This is a genomic window from Lysobacter sp. GX 14042 (assembly GCF_021390425.1).
In the GTDB taxonomy this organism is placed as follows: domain Bacteria; phylum Pseudomonadota; class Gammaproteobacteria; order Xanthomonadales; family Xanthomonadaceae; genus Novilysobacter.
In genome coordinates this window covers 1-15,587 of sequence record NZ_JAJUWY010000013.1, presented here as the reverse complement: position 1 = coordinate 15,587, position 15,587 = coordinate 1, and the positions used below count along the sequence as shown (strand labels likewise).

The window sequence follows — 15,587 nt, the reverse complement described above, 5'->3', positions numbered from 1 at the left end:
ATACCTTGGGTGTCATCAAGAAGAGCCAGCCGGCGCTCGTCGGTGTGGACATCAGTTCGACTGCCGTCAAGCTGCTGCAGCTGTCGCGCAACGGCAACCGCTACCGCGTGGAGCACTACGCGGTCGAGCCGCTGCCGCCCAATGCGGTGGTCGAGAAGAACATCGTCGAGGCCGAGGCCGTCGGCGAGGCGGTCCGCCGGGCGGTGAGCCGCTCCGGCACGCGCGCCCGCCACGCCGCCGCCGCGGTCGCCGGCTCGTCGGTGATCACCAAGGTGATCCCGATGGCGGCCGACCTGGAGGACGACGACCTGGAAGCGCAGGTCGAGCTGGAGGCGGTCAACTACATCCCGTATCCGATCGAGGAAGTGAACCTCGACTTCGAGGTGCTGGGCCCGGTGCCCGGCAGCACCGAGTCGGTGCAGGTCCTGCTGGCCGCCTCGCGCGCGGAGAACGTCGAGGTCCGCGCCTCGGTGCTGGAGATGGGCGGTCTCACGCCCAGGGTCATGGACGTGGAGGCCTTCGCGATCGAGAACGCGTTCGGCCTGATCGCCGACCAGCTCAACGTGCCGGGCGAGGGCCTGGTGGCGCTGATCGACTCGGGTGCCACCATGACCACCCTCAACGTCCTGCGCGGCGGCCGCAGCATCTACACCCGCGAGCAGGTCTTCGGCGGCAAGCAGCTGACCGACGAGGTGATGCGCCGCTACGGGCTGAGCTACGAGGAGGCCGGGCTGGCCAAGCGCCAGGGCGGTCTCCCGGACACCTACGAGGGCGAGGTGCTCGATCCCTTCAAGGAAGCGATGGTCCAGCAGGTCAGCCGGCTGCTGCAGTTCTTCTATGCCGGCAGCGAGTACAACCGGGTCGACCAGATCGTCCTGGCCGGCGGCAACGCGGCGATCCCCGGCATCGCGGCGATGGTCGAGGAGCAGCTGGGCGTGCCCACCCTGGTCGCCAACCCGCTGGCCCACATGACCCTGCGCCAGGGCGTCAATGCCCGCGCGCTGGCCCAGGACGCCCCGGCGCTGATGATCGCCTGTGGCCTGGCCCTGAGGAGTTTCGACTGATGGCGCGGATCAACCTGTTGCCCTGGCGCGCCGAGCGGCGGCGCCAGCGCCAGAAGGAAGCGATGGGCACCCTGGCGCTCGCGGTGCTGGGCGCGGTGCTGCTGTCGTTCGTGATCATTTCCTGGCACAACAGCCAGATCGACGGCCAGCGCGAGCGCAACGACTACCTCAAGGCGCAGATCGCCACGGTCGACGAGCAGATCAAGGAGATCGACGCGCTCGACGTGCAGAAGGCACGCCTGCTGGCGCGCAAGGAAGTCATCGAGAAGCTCCAGGCCAACCGCTCGCAGATGGTCCACCTGTTCGATTCGCTGGTGCGCACCATTCCCGACGGCGTGGTGTTGACCTCGCTCAAGCAGGACAGCGAGACGCTCACCCTGGACGGCCGGGCGCAGTCCAACACCCGCGTCAGTACCTACATGCGCAACCTGGAGGGTTCCGGCTGGATGACCCGTCCGGAGCTGTCGATCATCGAGGCCAAGGGTTTCGAGCAGGGACTGCCCTACCAGTTCACGCTCACCGTCAAGCTGGCCAATCCCAACGCGCCGCTGGACGAGGACGGCGACGGCATTCCGGATCCGGCACCGCCAGTGTCCGAGGCGCTCGCACTGGAGGCCGGCGAGCCGGCCAGCGACACGGCCGCGGAGCCGGGTGCCGCGGACGCCGCGGACGCCGCCCCCGCCGACGCTGAAGAGGGTGCTGCCGGCACCGGCACCGGCGCCGACAGTGCCGACAGTGCCGACAGTGCCGATGCCGCCGAGCCGGTCGAGGCCGAACCGGCCTCCGCCGACGCCGCCGACGCCGCCGAAGGAGCCGGATCGTGAGCCGCAAGAAGATCAACCTGCGCGAACTCGACTTCAACAACATCGGCGGCTGGCCGCGCGAGGCCAAGACCGGGCTGTACGTCCTGGTCGCCGTGCTGATCGTCGGCCTGGCCTGGTGGCTGTTCGTGCGCGACCAGCGCGAGACCCTGCGCGGGCTGGAAAGCACCGAGACCGAGCTGCGCGCCGAGTTCGAGAAAAAGCAGGGCCGCGCCTCCAACCTGGAGCCGCTCAAGCAGCAGCTGGCGCACATGGAGCAGCAGCTGCAGCAGATGCTGCGCCAGCTGCCCAGCAAGACCGAGATGCCGGACCTGATCACCGACATCTCGCAGACCGCGATCGCCACCGGCATCTCCAACGAGCTGTTCCAGCCCGGCCCGGAAGTGCCGATGGAGTTCTATGCCGAGAAGCCGATCGCGCTGCGCATGGTCGGCAGCTACCACCAGTTCGGCGGTTTCGTCAGCGGCGTGGCCTCGCTGCCGCGGGTGGTGATCATGACCATGCACGACATCTCGCTGAAGCCGCGCGGCAACAGCGAGGCCGGTATCCGCGCCAACGCGCCGCTGGAACTGGCCGGGACGGTCAAGACCTACCGCTACCTCGACGAGGATGAGGTTGCCGCGATGCAGGAAGGGGAGGAAGGCTGATGGCCGTGTCCATTCACGACCGTTCGGTCCGGCTGGCCGCCGTGGCTGCGCTGGCCCTGCTGGCGGCCGCCTGCTCGCGCGGCATCACCAGCACGCCGGGCGAGGCGCCCAACCTGGAGAACTGGGCCGCCGAGGTGCGCGCCCGGCCGGCGCCGCCGCTGGATCCGCTGCCGGTGATGCGCCAGTTCGAGACTTTCGAGTACGCCGCGCAGGACCTGCGCGACCCGTTCTCCAATGCCTTCACCGACCGCGACGACGCGAACGGGCCGCGGCCCGACTCCGACCGCCGCAAGCAGACGCTCGAGCAGTTCCCGCTCGACAGCCTGGACATGGTCGGGACCCTGGGTACCGGCGGCGCACTGGCGGCGCTGATGATGGCGCCGGACAAGGTGACCTACCGGGTGCGCCCGGGCGATTACATGGGCCAGAGCGACGGCCGGGTGACCGGCGTGTTCGAGGACCGCGTGGAACTGGTGGAACTGGTGCCCGATGGCGCAGGTGGCTGGCTGGAACGGCCTGCGTCGATCGCGCTGGAAGACAATTGAGGATTGGGGGAATAGCACGATGACCGTTTTCAACAACAACCGATCGCAGCGTGCGCAGCATTCCCCGCAATGGCGGAGGGCCGGCAGGGGAATCGGCCTGGGTCTGCTCGCGGGTGCGCTGGCCGCCTTCACCGCGGTGCATGCCGCGCCGCTCGGGCAGTCGGACCAGGCCGCCACCACCGCGGTGCAGCCTGCGCCGCTGGGCAGCCCGGACCCGGCCAAGCAGTTGCCGGGCGCGATCTCCGTGTCCGACATCGACTTCAAGCGCGGCCAGGGCGGCGCGGCGCGGCTGACCGTGCGCTTCAGCGGCGAGGGCGCCATTCCCGACCTGCGCAACGAAGGCTCGCGCGTGGTCGTCAAGGTGCCCAACGCACAGCTGCCGGCACACCTCCAGCGGCCGCTGGACGTTTCCGACTTCGCGACCCCGGTCGGCTCGGTCGAGGCGCGTGCCAGCGGTGCCGGCGCCACCCTGGTGCTGAACACCGGCGGCGCGTACGAGTCGCTGGCCTACCAGACCGGCAACGAGTACATCGTCGAGGTGGTGCCGCGCGTCGACGTGGCAGCCAGCCAGCCGGCCCGGGGCGAGCGCGCGATGGGTGCCACCGAGTCCATCGACAGCGCCATCAGCGACCGCAGCTATTCCGGCCTCCCGGTCACCTTCAACTTCCAGGACGTGCCGGTCCGCACCGCGCTGCAGCTGATCGCGGAAATGGCCGGGCTGAACCTGGTCGCCGCCGACAACGTCCAGGGCAACCTGACCCTGCGGCTGGTCAACGTGCCCTGGGACCAGGCGCTGGACCTGATCCTGCAGGCCAAGGGCCTGGACAAGCGTCGCAACGGCAACGTCATCTGGATCGCCCCGCAGGGTGAGATCGCGTCCTACGAGCAGGCGATCGCGGACGCCCGTTCGGCCCTGGAGAACAAGGTCGAGCTGGTCACCGAGTACATCCAGATCAACTACCACAACGCCGAGCAGATCTATACCGCGCTCACCGAGGCCCGCGGTGTGGGCGGTGGCCAGGGCGGCAGCCAGGGCCAGGGCGGGAACACCGACACCGGCTTCATGTCCCAGCGCGGCCGGCTGGTGGCCGATGCCCGCACCAACACCCTCATGGTCAGCGACACGCCCAAGAAGGTCGCCGAGATGAAGGAGCTGATCCGGGTGATCGACCGCCCGGTCGACCAGGTGGTGATCGAGGCCCGGGTGGTCATCGCCACCGAGTCGGTTGCCCGTGAGCTGGGCGCCCGCTTCGGCGTGAGTGGCACCACCAGTGGGGGTGATATCGGCTTCAGCGGTAACCTGAAGACCAACCAGGACAACATGAACTCCGTCAATGACGGCGACCCGACCACCAACACCATCACCCGTGGGCTGATGACCGACCTGGCGGCCACCAACCCGGCCGGTGCGCTGGCACTGTCGATCCTCAACGCCGGCTACCTGCTCGACGTGGAGCTGTCGGCCATGCAGCAGCAGGGCCGTGGCGAGGTGATCTCCAACCCGCGCGTGGTCACCAGCAACCAGCGCGAGGCGGTCATCCGCCAGGGCGAGGAGGTCGGCTACGTGACCATCCAGCCGGCGACCGCCGGTGGCGTGGCCACCCCCAGCGTGCAATTCAAGGACGTGCTGCTGGAGATGGTGGTCACCCCGACCATCACCAACGACGGTCGCGTGTTCCTCAACCTCAACGTCAAGAAGGACGAGGTCGAGGGCTGGGTGGACACCTCCATCGGCGACGTGCCGCGCATTGCCAAGCGCGAGGTCAACACCGCGGTGCTGATCGAGGATGGCCAGACCGTGGTGATCGGCGGCGTATACGAGTTCCGCGACCGCGACGACGTGCGCAAGGTGCCGTTCCTGGGCGACATCCCGTTCCTGGGCAACCTGTTCAAGAACAAGAGCCGTAGCAACGAGAAGGCCGAGCTGCTGATCTTCGTCACCCCGCGGGTGCTCGAGGTCGCGCAGCGCAACCATCGGGGTTGACGCCCGGCACGGACGCGACAGACGGGGCCTTCGGGCCCCGTTTCCGTTGTGGCGGGCGGCTGAACCGCTGTTCCCTGCCGCTTAACGCCCACGGCCCGATCGGTCACACTCGGGCGCAGGTATTCCAGCGAGTCTGCGATGCACCAGGACGTATCCATCGGCCCCGTCCCGGGGCCCGACGAGGCCGCGCCGCCCGAAGCAACCGCTGCTTCGCCCCTGCGCATGGCATTCCTCCAGCTGCGCGAGGCGCTGGCGGGCGAGATCATCGGCCAGCAGGTGCTGGTCGACCGGCTGCTCATCGCCTTGCTGGCCGACGGCCACCTGCTGGTGGAGGGGGCGCCGGGGCTGGCCAAGACCAGTGCGATCCGGGCCTTGGCCGCCCGGCTGGACGCCGACTTCGCGCGCCTGCAGTTCACCCCCGACCTGCTGCCGGCGGACCTCACCGGCACCGAGGTCTGGCGCCCGCAGGAGGGCCGCTTCGAGTTCCAGGCCGGCCCGGTGTTCCATTCGCTGCTGCTGGCCGACGAGATCAACCGTGCGCCGGCCAAGGTGCAGTCGGCGCTGCTGGAGGCGATGGGCGAGCGCCAGGTCACCGTGGGCCGCACCACCTACCCGCTGCCGGCACTGTTCCTGGTGATGGCGACCCAGAACCCGATCGAGCAGGAGGGGACCTTCCCGCTGCCGGAGGCGCAGCTCGACCGCTTCCTGATGCACGTGCGCATCGGCTACCCGGAAGCCGACGCCGAAGCCGCGATCCTGCAGCTGGCCCGCGACCGGGCGCGGCTGGCGCGCAGCCCCGCGCCGCCGGTCACCCGCCGCATCACCGCGGACGAGGTGTTCGCCGCGCGCGCCGAGGTGCTGGACCTGCACATGGCGCCGGCGGTCGAGCGTTACCTGGTCGAGCTGGTCCTGGCTTCGCGTACCCCGGCGCGCTACGACGAGGCGCTGGCCCGGCGCATCGCCTGGGGCGCCAGCCCGCGTGGCTCGATCGCGCTGGAGCGCTGCGCCCGCGCCCATGCCTGGCTGGCCGGCCGGGATTTCGTCACCCCCGACGACGTGCGCGCGATGGCGCCCGACGTGCTGCGCCACCGCGTGCTGCCCAGCTACGAGGCGACCGCCGAAGGCTGGGACGGTCAACGGCTGGTCGAGGACCTGCTGGCGCAGGTCCCGCTGCCCTGAGCCACGGGAGGCCCGCGTGAGCGACGATGGCATCCGCCCGACGCTGGCCGAACTGGTGGCGCTGCGCAGCGCGGCCGGCGGCCGCCGCGTGCCGCGCCGCGGGCGCCACGCGCACGGGCCGGCCCCATCGCCACTGCGCGGCCGCGGCATGGAGTACGCCGAATCACGCGAGTACACCTCCGGCGACGACGCCCGGCACATCGATTGGCGGGTCACCGCGCGCAGCGGCCGCACCCACACCAAGGTCTACCAGGCCGAGCGCGAGCGCCTGAGCCTGCTGGTGGCCGATACCTCGCAGGCGCTCTACTACGGCACCCGGGTGCGCTTCAAGTCGGTGCAGGCGGCGCGTGCCGGGGCGGTGGCGGCCTGGCTGGCCGGCCGCGAGGGCGACCGGGTCGCGGCCTTGCGCGGGAGCCTGCGCGAGCCGCCGGTGCCGCCGGCCGGCGGCCAGCGCGGCGTGTTGCGGGTACTGGACGCGCTGGTGCGCTGGTATGCCGCTCCCCCGGACGACGACGCGGGCCTGCAGACCGGGCTGGACCACGCCCGGCGCCTGCTGCGGCCGGGCGCGCGCGTGCTGGTGCTGGCCGACCCGGCCTCGGTCGCCGCGGTACCGGATACGCAGTGGGCCGGCCTGGCGCGGCACGGGGAGGTGCTGGTGTTGCTGCTGGTGGACCGGCTGGAGATGGCGCCGCCGCAAGGCCTGCTCGCGTTCCGTGACGGCGGGCAGCGGTTCGAACTCGATCTCGCCAGCCCGGCAGTGCGCGAGCGCTGGGCCAGGGTGTTCGAAGGCGCGATACGCGAGGTGCTCGAGCGCCTGCCCGGCCTCGGGGTGCGGGTCGAGGTGCTGCCGGCCGATGCCGCCAGCGACGCCTGGCTGCCGGCACTGGACCGGCCGCAATCGCAGGTGGCCTGATGGACCCGGCCGGACTGCCGCTGCGCGACATCCACCAGCCGTCGGCACCGCCGCTGTGGCCGCCGGCACCCGGCTGGTGGCTGCTGGCGCTGGGCGTGCTGGCGCTGGTTGCCGGGCTGTGGTGGTGGCGGCGCCGGCGTGCCCGGCGCAGGGCGGCGATCGCCGCGGTGTTCGACAAGGCGCTGGCCGCGGCGGCGACGCCCGCGGAAGAACTCGCGGTGATGTCCGGTTTGCTGCGGCGGGCGGCGCGGCGGATCGACCCGCAGGCCGACCGGTTCCAGCACGCCGACTGGCTCGAGTTCCTCGACCGCCATGACCCCGCTGCCGGAAGGCATGCAACCGGGACCGCGTTCACCGAAGGCCCGGGCCGCCTGCTGCTCACCGGCCCTTGGCAGAAGCAAGCGGATGCCGGCGAAGTGGCGCGGCTGCGGCCGCTTGCGCGCGCCCGGTTCCAGGCGTGGATGGAGGCTTGATGCAGTCGCTGGCCGCCCTGCTGGGTGACGGGTCCACGGTACTGGCCTGGCCGTGGGCCCTGCTCGCCCTGCCGCTGCCCTGGCTGGCGTGGCGGCTGCCGCCGTTGAAGACGCAGGCCGGTGCCGCGTTGCGGGTTCCGCTGGGAGCGCGCCTGGCACGCGTGGCGGCGGGTGGCTCCAGCGCGCCGGGCCGCCGCTTCCCCTGGCTGCTGGCATTGGCCTGGCTCGCGCTGTGCCTGGCGTTGGCGCGACCGCAGCAGTTGGGCGAGGCCGTCCAGCCGCCGTTGCAGGCACGTGAAATGATGCTGGCGCTCGACCTGTCGGGCAGCATGCAGGAACCGGACATGCTGCTGGGCGGCCGCCCGGTCGACCGGCTGACCGCCGCCAAGGCGGTGCTGGCCGACTTCCTCGACCGCCGCGCCGGGGACCACATCGGCCTGCTGGTGTTCGGGCGCCGCGCCTACGTGCTGGCGCCGCTGACCCGCGACCACGCCACGGTCCGCCAGCAGCTCGCGGACAGCGTGGTCGGCCTGGCGGGCCAGGAGACCGCGATCGGCGATGCCATCGGACTGGCGGTCAAGCGTCTGCGCCCGCAGGCCGGTGACGGCGGCGGTCGCGACCGGGTCCTGGTGCTGCTGACCGACGGGGTGAACACCGCCGGGCTGCTCGACCCGGTCAAGGCCGGCAACCTCGCCGCGGACGCCGGGGTGCGGGTGCACACCGTTGCCTTCGGCGGTGACGGGTCGCTGTCGCTGTTCGGCTTCCAGATCCCCCACAGCGGGGAGGACATCGACGAGGACAGCCTGCGGGCGATCGCCGAGGCGACCGGCGGGATGTTCTTCCGTGCCCGCGACACCGCCGAGCTGGCCGGCATCTATGCCGAACTCGACCGGCTGGAGCCGGTCGAACTGCCCGGCGCCTCGGTGCGGCCGAAGCTGGAGCGCTATCACTGGCCGCTGGCCGCCGCGTTCCTGCTTGGCCTGCTGTCGCTGGCCGGTGGCTTGTGGAGGCGTGCATGAGCGGCCTGCACCTGTTCCGGCCGGAGTGGCTGTGGGCGCTGGCGGTGCTGCCGCTGTTGGCTCTGGGCTGGTGGCGCCGGCGGCGGCGCGCCCAAGCCTGGGAGGACGCGGTCGACCCGCACCTGCTCGCCCATCTGCTGGAGCGCGGCGGAAAGCGTGGGCACGGCCTCGCCTGGCTGGCCGTGCTTGCCTTGGTGATCGCGGCGCTGGCCCTGGCCGGTCCGGCCTGGCGGCAGGTGGCGCAGCCGCTTTGGCAGGGCAGTGCGCCGCTGGTGGTGGCGATGGAGCTGTCGCCGGCGATGCTGGCCGGCGACCTGCCGCCCACGCGCCTGGCCCATGCACGGGAGAAACTGTCGGTCCTGCTGGCCCGGCGCGAGGGTGGGCAGGTCGGCCTGGTGGTCTATGCCGATGACGCCTTCACCGTCGCGCCGCTCACTGACGATGCCGGCAATGTCGCGGTGTTCCTCGACAGCCTGCAGCCGGACGTGATGCCGGTCGCCGGCCAGGCGGCCAGCGAGGGCATCGCCCATGCCTCGCGGCTGTTGCGGCAGGCCGGTTTCGAGCGTGGCCGGATCCTGGTTTTGGCCAGCGGCGGTGACCCCGCCGCGGTCTCCACCGCAGCGCAGGCGCGGGCCGCCGGGTACGAGGTCTCGGTCCTGGGCATCGGTACCCCCGAGGGCGCGCCCTACCGTGGCGGCGACGGCCAGCTCCACGACTCGCGACTGGAACTGGCGGTGCTGGAGGCGGTGGCCGAAGCCGGTGACGGCCGCTACCGCACGATCACCGACGACGGGGCCGACCTGGACGCGCTCGGCGTGCTCGACGCCGGCGGCGAGGCGGCGGAGCAGGGTGCCGAAGGGTCGCGGGCCTGGGTCGACGAGGGCTTCTGGCTGCTGCCGTTGCTGATGCTGCTGGTGCTGGCCGGCTTCCGCCGCGGCGCCGGGTTGCGGGTACTGGTGCTGGGCGCCGGCCTGGGGCTGGTGCTCGCTCCCGCGCCTGCCGCGGCGATGGACTGGTGGCAGCGCCCGGACCAGGCACGGCACCAGCGGATGCAACAGGGCACCGAGGCCTACCGGGCCGGCGGGTTCGCCGCCGCGGCCGGGGCCTGGCAGGAGCTCGACAGCGCCGACGCGCATTACAACCGCGGCAACGCGCTGGCGCGGCAGGGCCGCTTCGGCGAAGCCATCGCCGCCTACGACGAGGCGCTCGCACGCCAGCCGGGCATGGAAGACGCCCTGGCCAACCGGGCGGTGGTGCAGGCGGCAATGGACCAGCAACCCGACGGTGGCGGTCAGCCGCAGGACCCGGGCCGGCAGCCGGGCGACCCTTCCAGTGGCCAGTCCGGGCAGCCCGACGGACAGGACCCCTCCGGGAAGCCCGGGGAAGGTGAAGAAGAGCCGGCCGGGGACACCGGGCAGCCCGGGGAACCCGACGACGAGCGTGAGCCGCACGGCGAGGGCGAGCCGCCGCCGGCCGACGCCGCTGACCAGGAAGCCGCCGACCAGGCCCAGCGCGAGCGCATGGACCAGGCCCTGTCCGACGAGCCCCCCGGCAGCGACGAGGCTGCCGCCGAGGGGGAGGCAGCGCCGGAAACACCGGAGGAGCGGGAGCGGCGGATCGCCAACGAGGCCTGGTTGCAACGCGTGCCCGACGACCCGGGCGGCCTGTTGCGCGAGAAGTTCCGGATCGAACACGAAAGGCGCCGCCTGCATGGCGGCCGGGAGAACTGACCCATGAGAATGGCGCCATGAGGGCGGCCCCGCAGGCCCTGCAGGCCCTGCTTGTGCTGCTGGTGCTGGCCAGCGGGCTGGCCCATGCCGAGGCTCCGCGTGCGTGGGTCGACCGCGAGCAGATCGTACTGGGCGAGACCGTCACCCTGAACATCCAGGCCGAGGGCGCCACCCCGCCGGACTACGAGCCCCTGCGCGCCGATTTCGAAATCAGCGGGCTGACCAGCCGCAGCGAGCTGGTGCTCGCCGATGGCGGGCAGGCGACGCGCACGCTGTTCGCCGCCGCGTTGCGGCCGCAGCGCGCCGGCACGCTCATCCTGCCGTCCCTGCAGGTGGGCGCGGAGCGGACCAATCCGGTGACCCTGCGGGTGTCGCCGGCCCCCGCCCCGACCCCGGCCGGCGCCGGGGCGGACGTGTTCCTGGAGAGCAGCGCCGACGATCCGGAGCCCTACGCACAGCAGGCAGTGGGCTGGGTGGTGCGGTTGTACTCGGCGGTGCCGCTGGTCTCCGGGCGGCTCGACCAGGCGGCGCCCGAGGGCGCGAGCCTGCGCCAGGTGGGCGACGATGCCCAGTACACCCGCAGCATCGCCGGGCGCCACTACAACGTCATCGAGCGCCGCTACCTGCTGATCCCGGAGCGCAGCGGCGCGCTGGAAGTGCCCGGCGCCCTGTTCGAGGGCCGGGGCGCGCGCGGCTTTTTCGATGATGTCCTGGGACGCGGCGGCACCCTGTCCGCCCACGCGCGCGTGCAGCGCCTGCAGGTGCTGCCGGTGCCCGAAGGCGCCCCGCAACCGTGGCTTCCACTGCATTCGCTCGAACTGAGCTACCGGGCGTTGCCGCAGGAGCTGCACGCCGGGGCCGCGGCCACCGTGACCGTGGAAATGGTCGCCGACGGCGCCGGTTCGGCGCAGGCCCCGGAGCTGCAGCTGCCGCCGATCCCCGGTGTCCGGGTGTTCCCGGAGCCGGCCGAGGTCGACCAGCGGGTGGTCGACGGGCGGCCGCGGGTGACCGTGCGCCGGCAGTTCTCGCTGGTCCCCTCGGCCGCCGGTGAGGTCGAGCTGCCGGCGCTGGAAATGCAATGGTGGGACGTGGCGTCGGACCGGGCGCGCACCGCCCGCCTGGAGCCGGCGAGGCTTACCGTCCGGCCCGGTGCCGGCGTGCCGGGAGCCGCCGCGGCCCCGGGGCCGGGGGTACGGAGCCCCGGCACCGGACCTGCGACGGGTGACGGCGGCAGCGCCGCAGGTCCTGCCTGGCCGGCCAACCGCGGCTGGATCCTGGCGACCGCCGGTTTCGCCGGCCTGTGGCTGCTCACGCTGGTGTGGGCGCTGCAGCACCGGGCCGCCGGGGGGCGGATCGACGCCGGCAATCCGGCACCCGCGGCCACCGCGGCGCCGGCTGATCCCGCAGCCCTCAGGCGTGCGCTCGATACCGGCGACCTGGGCGATGTCGCCGACGCGCTGTGTGCCCAGGCACGCCCGCCGGCAGCCGACGTGGACGGGCTGCGCGCCCGCCTGGCCGATCCGGCGCAGGTCGCCGCGGTGGATGCCCTGCAACGCGCGCGCTGGGCCGGAGGGGACGGTCCGACCGCCCGCCGCCAGTTGCGCGAGGCCTTCGCCAAAGGACCGCGTTGGCATGAGCACCCGGAGGAATCCGCGCAACTGCTGCCTCCGCTGTATCCGGAGCGGACAGCCACCAATGGCACACGGTAGACCTTGAACGCTTTGCTAAGCTCGCCGACCCCGGGGAGGAGATACCACGCATGAGCCAGGCACCCGACACGGCGCCGGTGGGCAAGCCGCGCATGGCACTGCACACCAAGATGCTGATCGGCTTCATCCTCGGTCTGGGCGCGGGCATCGCCGCCAACATGCTGGTGGGCGAAGCGGCCTGGCTGGATGCCCTGATCCGCTATGTCGCCGACCCGGTCGGACAGGTGTTCCTGCGCCTGCTGTTCATGCTGGTGATTCCGCTGGTGTTCTCGGCGCTGGTGCTGGGCGTGGTGGAACTGGGCGACCCGCAGGCGCTGGGGCGCATCGGCGGACGGACATTGATATGGATCCTGGTGGTCACCGTTGCCGCGGTCACCATCGGCATGATCATGGTGAGCGTGTTCCAGCCCGGCGCGGGGATCCCGCCGGACGTGGCCGGCACCCTGCTGGCCAGTGGCTCGGAGCGCGCCGGCCAGATCGCCGGCCAGCGCGAGGGCGTGTCGGGTGTCGACATCCTGCTCAACATCATCCCGCGCAACCCGGTGCAGGCCGCGGCTGACGGCGACCTGATCGCGATCATCTTCTTCGCGATGATGCTCGGCATCGCCGCGACCATCCTGCGCACGCCCGGGACGAAGACCTTCGTCGGTGCGGTGGAAGGCCTCTACGAGATCTGCCTGAAGCTGATCGACTGGGTGATCCAGCTGGCTCCGTACGCGGTTGCCGCGCTGCTGTTCTCCATCACCGCACGCCTGGGCCTGGACGTGCTGGTGCAACTGGCCCAGTTCGTCGGAACCGTGATGGGAGCGCTGGCGGTGCACACCTTCGTGGTGCTCCCGGTCCTGCTGCTGGTATTCGGGCGCATGAGCCCGATGTCCTTCTTCCGCGAAGCCCAGCCGGCACTGCTGACCGCGTTCTCCACCTCGTCATCCTCGGCCACGCTCCCGACCACGCTCATGGTGGCGGAGGAGAACCTGGGCGTGCCGCGACCGGTGGCACGCTTCGTTTGCACCGTTGGATCGACCGCCAACATGAACGGCACGGCCCTGTTCGAGGGCATCACGGTGCTGTTCCTGGCGCAGTTCTTCGGGGTCGACCTGAGCTTCGTCCAGCAGGTGCTTGTCTTGCTGATGTGCGTGCTCGGCGGCATCGGCGCGGCGGGCGTGCCGGGGGGCTCCCTGCCGGTGATCGCCATGATCCTGGTGATGTTCGGCATTCCGCCCGAGGGCATCGGCCTGATCCTGGGCGTCGACCGCTTCCTGGACATGTCGCGCACGGTGGTCAACGTCTGCGGCGACCTGGTGGGCTCGGTGGTGATCGCCCGTTACGAGCCCGACGCCCCGGCAGTGGTTCCCGGCGAGGATTGACCGCCGGGAGGGCGATGTCAGTCGCGGCCGTGAAGCCTGCGCCTGACAGCCGGCATCCGGGGGTGGGACAATAGCGCGTCTGCGTGGCTGCCCGGCCGCGCCACGCCGCCCATTTCCGAGCCGACCATGACGACGCCGACCCGCCGCGACCTCGCCAACGCCATCCGCTTCCTCGCCATCGATGCCGTGCAGGCGGCCAACTCCGGCCACCCGGGCATGCCGATGGGCATGGCCGACATCGCCGAGGTGCTGTGGAACGACTACCTCAGCCACAACCCCGGCAACCCGCGCTGGTTCAACCGCGACCGCTTCGTGCTGTCCAACGGCCACGGTTCGATGCTGCACTACGCGCTGCTGCACCTGGCCGGCTATGACCTGCCGATGGAGGAGCTGCGCAACTTCCGCCAGCTCGGCAGCAGGACCCCGGGCCACCCGGAAAACTTCATCACCCCCGGCATCGAGACCACCACTGGCCCGCTGGGGCAGGGCTTCGCCAACGCGGTCGGCTTCGCGCTGTCCGAGAAGCTGCTGGCACAGCGCTTCAACCGCCCCGAGCACACCGTCGTCGACCACCGCACCTGGGTGTTCATGGGCGATGGCTGCCTGATGGAGGGCATCAGCCACGAGGCCGCCTCGCTGGCCGGCACCTGGGGTTTGAACAAACTGGTCGCGTTCTGGGACGACAACCGGATCAGCATCGACGGCAATGTCGAGGGCTGGTTCACCGACGACACCCCGGCGCGCTTCGAGGCCTACGGCTGGAACGTGGTGCGCGGCGTCGACGGCCACGACCCGGAGTCGATCAAGGCCGCCATCGAGCAGGCGCTGGCCTGCGACGACAGGCCGACGCTGGTCTGCTGCCGGACCACCATCGGCTACGGCTCGCCGAAGCACGCCGGCAAGGAGTCCAGCCACGGCGCCCCGCTGGGCCTGGAGGAGATCGCCGCCTGCCGTACCGGGCTGTGCTGGGAGCACGAGCCGTTCAACATTCCGCAGCCGGTCTACGACGGCTGGAACGCCGCCAGCGCCGGGGTGACCCGCGAGGCGCAGTGGAACCAGGTGTTCGACGCCTACGCCGCGCAGTACCCGGAACTGGCCGCCGAACTGGTACGGCGCAGCCACGGTGGGCTGCCGGACGGCTTCGCCGGCGCCGCCGACGCGTACATCGCCAAACTGCAGGCCGACGGGCCGACCGTCGCCTCGCGCAAGGCCTCGCAGATGGCGATCGAGGCCTTCGCCCCGCAACTGCCGGAGCTGGTCGGCGGCTCGGCCGACCTGGCCGGCTCCAACCTGACCCTGTGGAGCGGCAGCAAGACCGTGGCGGGCAGCGATCCGGACGCCAACTACATCTATTTCGGCGTGCGCGAGTTCGCCATGACCGCCATCAGCAACGGCCTGGCCCTGCATGGCGGCTTCATCCCCTACGACGCCACCTTCCTGGTGTTTTCCGACTACGCCCGCAACGCGGTGCGCATGAGCGCGCTGATGGGCGCGCGCGCGATCCACGTCTACACCCACGACTCGATCGGCCTGGGCGAGGACGGCCCGACCCACCAGCCCATCGAGCACCTGGCGAGCCTGCGCTACATCCCGCACAACGATGTCTGGCGCCCCTGCGACGCGGTCGAGTCGGCGGTGGCCTGGAAGGCGGCGATCGAGCGTGCCGATGGCCCCAGCTGCCTGGTGTTCTCGCGCCAGAACCTGGCCCACCAGCCGCGCAGCGAAGCGCAGGTAGCCGGCATCGCCCGCGGCGGCTACGTGCTGAAGGAGTCGGCCGGCACGCCGGAGCTGATCCTGATCGCCACCGGCTCGGAGGTCGGGCTGGCGATGCAGGCCGCCGCGCAGCTGGGCGACGGCGTGCGCGTGGTGTCGATGCCCTCCACCGACGTGTTCGACCGCCAGGATGCCGGGTACCGGGAGTCGGTGCTGCCGAAGGCCTGCCGCAGGCGGGTGGCGATCGAGGCCGGGGTCTCCGACTTCTGGCGCAAGTACGTCGGCCTGGATGGAGCGGTGATCGGCATCGACCGTTTCGGCGCCAGTGCCCCGGCCGGTGAGCTGTTCGAGCACTTCGGCTTTACCGTGGAGCGCGTGGTCGAGGCGGCCCGCGCGCTGTAGGACAAGACAGGAACGAGGGGG

13 protein-coding genes are annotated in these 15,587 nt (G+C 71.7%); all 13 read left to right on the top strand.

Annotated features, from left to right (window positions below; translation table 11 throughout):
• The first annotated feature begins 5 nt into the window (after window positions 1–5).
• The 13 genes from LY625_RS12750 to tkt all read left to right on the top strand — a co-directional run bounded on the left by LY625_RS12750 (window position 6) and on the right by tkt (window position 15,566).
• On the top strand, window positions 6–1,064 hold the full coding sequence (locus tag LY625_RS12750; RefSeq protein ID WP_233740690.1) for a pilus assembly protein PilM: 1,059 nt from the start codon (window positions 6–8) through the stop codon (window positions 1,062–1,064).
• Window positions 1,064–1,888, top strand: a complete 825-nt coding sequence (locus LY625_RS12745) for a PilN domain-containing protein (protein WP_233740689.1) — start codon at window positions 1,064–1,066, stop codon at window positions 1,886–1,888. The genes LY625_RS12750 and LY625_RS12745 overlap by 1 nt, the downstream gene beginning before the upstream one ends.
• Window positions 1,885–2,532 carry a type 4a pilus biogenesis protein PilO gene (gene pilO, locus LY625_RS12740; RefSeq protein ID WP_233740688.1) on the top strand — a complete coding sequence of 216 codons (648 nt, stop codon included), beginning with the start codon at window positions 1,885–1,887 and terminating at the stop codon, window positions 2,530–2,532. Before LY625_RS12745 ends, pilO begins: the two co-directional genes overlap by 4 nt.
• Window positions 2,532–3,077, top strand: coding sequence for a pilus assembly protein PilP (locus tag LY625_RS12735; RefSeq protein WP_233740687.1), 546 nt, complete (start codon window positions 2,532–2,534; stop codon window positions 3,075–3,077). Before pilO ends, LY625_RS12735 begins: the two co-directional genes overlap by 1 nt.
• Window positions 3,078–3,096: 19 nt before the next feature.
• Window positions 3,097–5,061, top strand: a complete 1,965-nt coding sequence (locus tag LY625_RS12730) for a type IV pilus secretin PilQ family protein (RefSeq protein WP_233740686.1) — start codon at window positions 3,097–3,099, stop codon at window positions 5,059–5,061.
• Window positions 5,062–5,283: 222 nt separating this feature from the next.
• The gene (locus LY625_RS12725) at window positions 5,284–6,240 is read left to right on the top strand and encodes a MoxR family ATPase (protein ID WP_233740713.1); all 957 of its coding nucleotides are present in this window, start codon (window positions 5,284–5,286) and stop codon (window positions 6,238–6,240) included.
• A gap of 16 nt (window positions 6,241–6,256) precedes the next feature.
• Window positions 6,257–7,153: a DUF58 domain-containing protein gene (locus LY625_RS12720; protein WP_233740685.1), complete on the top strand. Its 897-nt coding sequence runs from the start codon at window positions 6,257–6,259 to the stop codon at window positions 7,151–7,153.
• Window positions 7,153–7,626: a DUF4381 domain-containing protein gene (locus tag LY625_RS12715; RefSeq protein ID WP_233740684.1), complete on the top strand. Its 474-nt coding sequence runs from the start codon at window positions 7,153–7,155 to the stop codon at window positions 7,624–7,626. The genes LY625_RS12720 and LY625_RS12715 overlap by 1 nt, the downstream gene beginning before the upstream one ends.
• Window positions 7,626–8,645, top strand: a complete 1,020-nt coding sequence (locus LY625_RS12710) for a VWA domain-containing protein (RefSeq protein ID WP_233740683.1) — start codon at window positions 7,626–7,628, stop codon at window positions 8,643–8,645. The genes LY625_RS12715 and LY625_RS12710 overlap by 1 nt, the downstream gene beginning before the upstream one ends.
• On the top strand, window positions 8,642–10,375 hold the full coding sequence (locus tag LY625_RS12705; RefSeq protein WP_233740682.1) for a VWA domain-containing protein: 1,734 nt from the start codon (window positions 8,642–8,644) through the stop codon (window positions 10,373–10,375). The genes LY625_RS12710 and LY625_RS12705 overlap by 4 nt, the downstream gene beginning before the upstream one ends.
• Window positions 10,376–10,392: 17 nt before the next feature.
• Complete coding sequence (locus LY625_RS12700; protein WP_233740681.1) at window positions 10,393–12,084, top strand: BatD family protein; 1,692 nt, start codon at window positions 10,393–10,395, stop codon at window positions 12,082–12,084.
• A gap of 50 nt (window positions 12,085–12,134) precedes the next feature.
• Complete coding sequence (locus LY625_RS12695; RefSeq protein ID WP_233740680.1) at window positions 12,135–13,451, top strand: dicarboxylate/amino acid:cation symporter; 1,317 nt, start codon at window positions 12,135–12,137, stop codon at window positions 13,449–13,451.
• Between the two features lie 126 nt (window positions 13,452–13,577).
• Entirely contained in the window at window positions 13,578–15,566 is a 1,989-nt protein-coding gene (tkt, locus tag LY625_RS12690; protein ID WP_233740679.1) for a transketolase, read from the top strand.
• The last annotated feature ends 21 nt before the right edge of the window (window positions 15,567–15,587 follow it).

Coding starts and splice junctions, on each gene's coding strand:
- LY625_RS12745 (WP_233740689.1), top strand. CDS start 1,064: ATGGCGCGGATCAACCTGTTGCCCTGGCGCGCCGAGCGGCGGCGCCAG.
- LY625_RS12735 (WP_233740687.1), top strand. CDS start 2,532: ATGGCCGTGTCCATTCACGACCGTTCGGTCCGGCTGGCCGCCGTGGCT.
- LY625_RS12730 (WP_233740686.1), top strand. CDS start 3,097: ATGACCGTTTTCAACAACAACCGATCGCAGCGTGCGCAGCATTCCCCG.
- LY625_RS12725 (WP_233740713.1), top strand. CDS start 5,284: ATGGCATTCCTCCAGCTGCGCGAGGCGCTGGCGGGCGAGATCATCGGC.
- LY625_RS12715 (WP_233740684.1), top strand. CDS start 7,153: ATGGACCCGGCCGGACTGCCGCTGCGCGACATCCACCAGCCGTCGGCA.
- LY625_RS12710 (WP_233740683.1), top strand. CDS start 7,626: ATGCAGTCGCTGGCCGCCCTGCTGGGTGACGGGTCCACGGTACTGGCC.
- LY625_RS12705 (WP_233740682.1), top strand. CDS start 8,642: ATGAGCGGCCTGCACCTGTTCCGGCCGGAGTGGCTGTGGGCGCTGGCG.
- LY625_RS12700 (WP_233740681.1), top strand. CDS start 10,393: ATGAGGGCGGCCCCGCAGGCCCTGCAGGCCCTGCTTGTGCTGCTGGTG.
- LY625_RS12695 (WP_233740680.1), top strand. CDS start 12,135: ATGAGCCAGGCACCCGACACGGCGCCGGTGGGCAAGCCGCGCATGGCA.
- tkt (WP_233740679.1), top strand. CDS start 13,578: ATGACGACGCCGACCCGCCGCGACCTCGCCAACGCCATCCGCTTCCTC.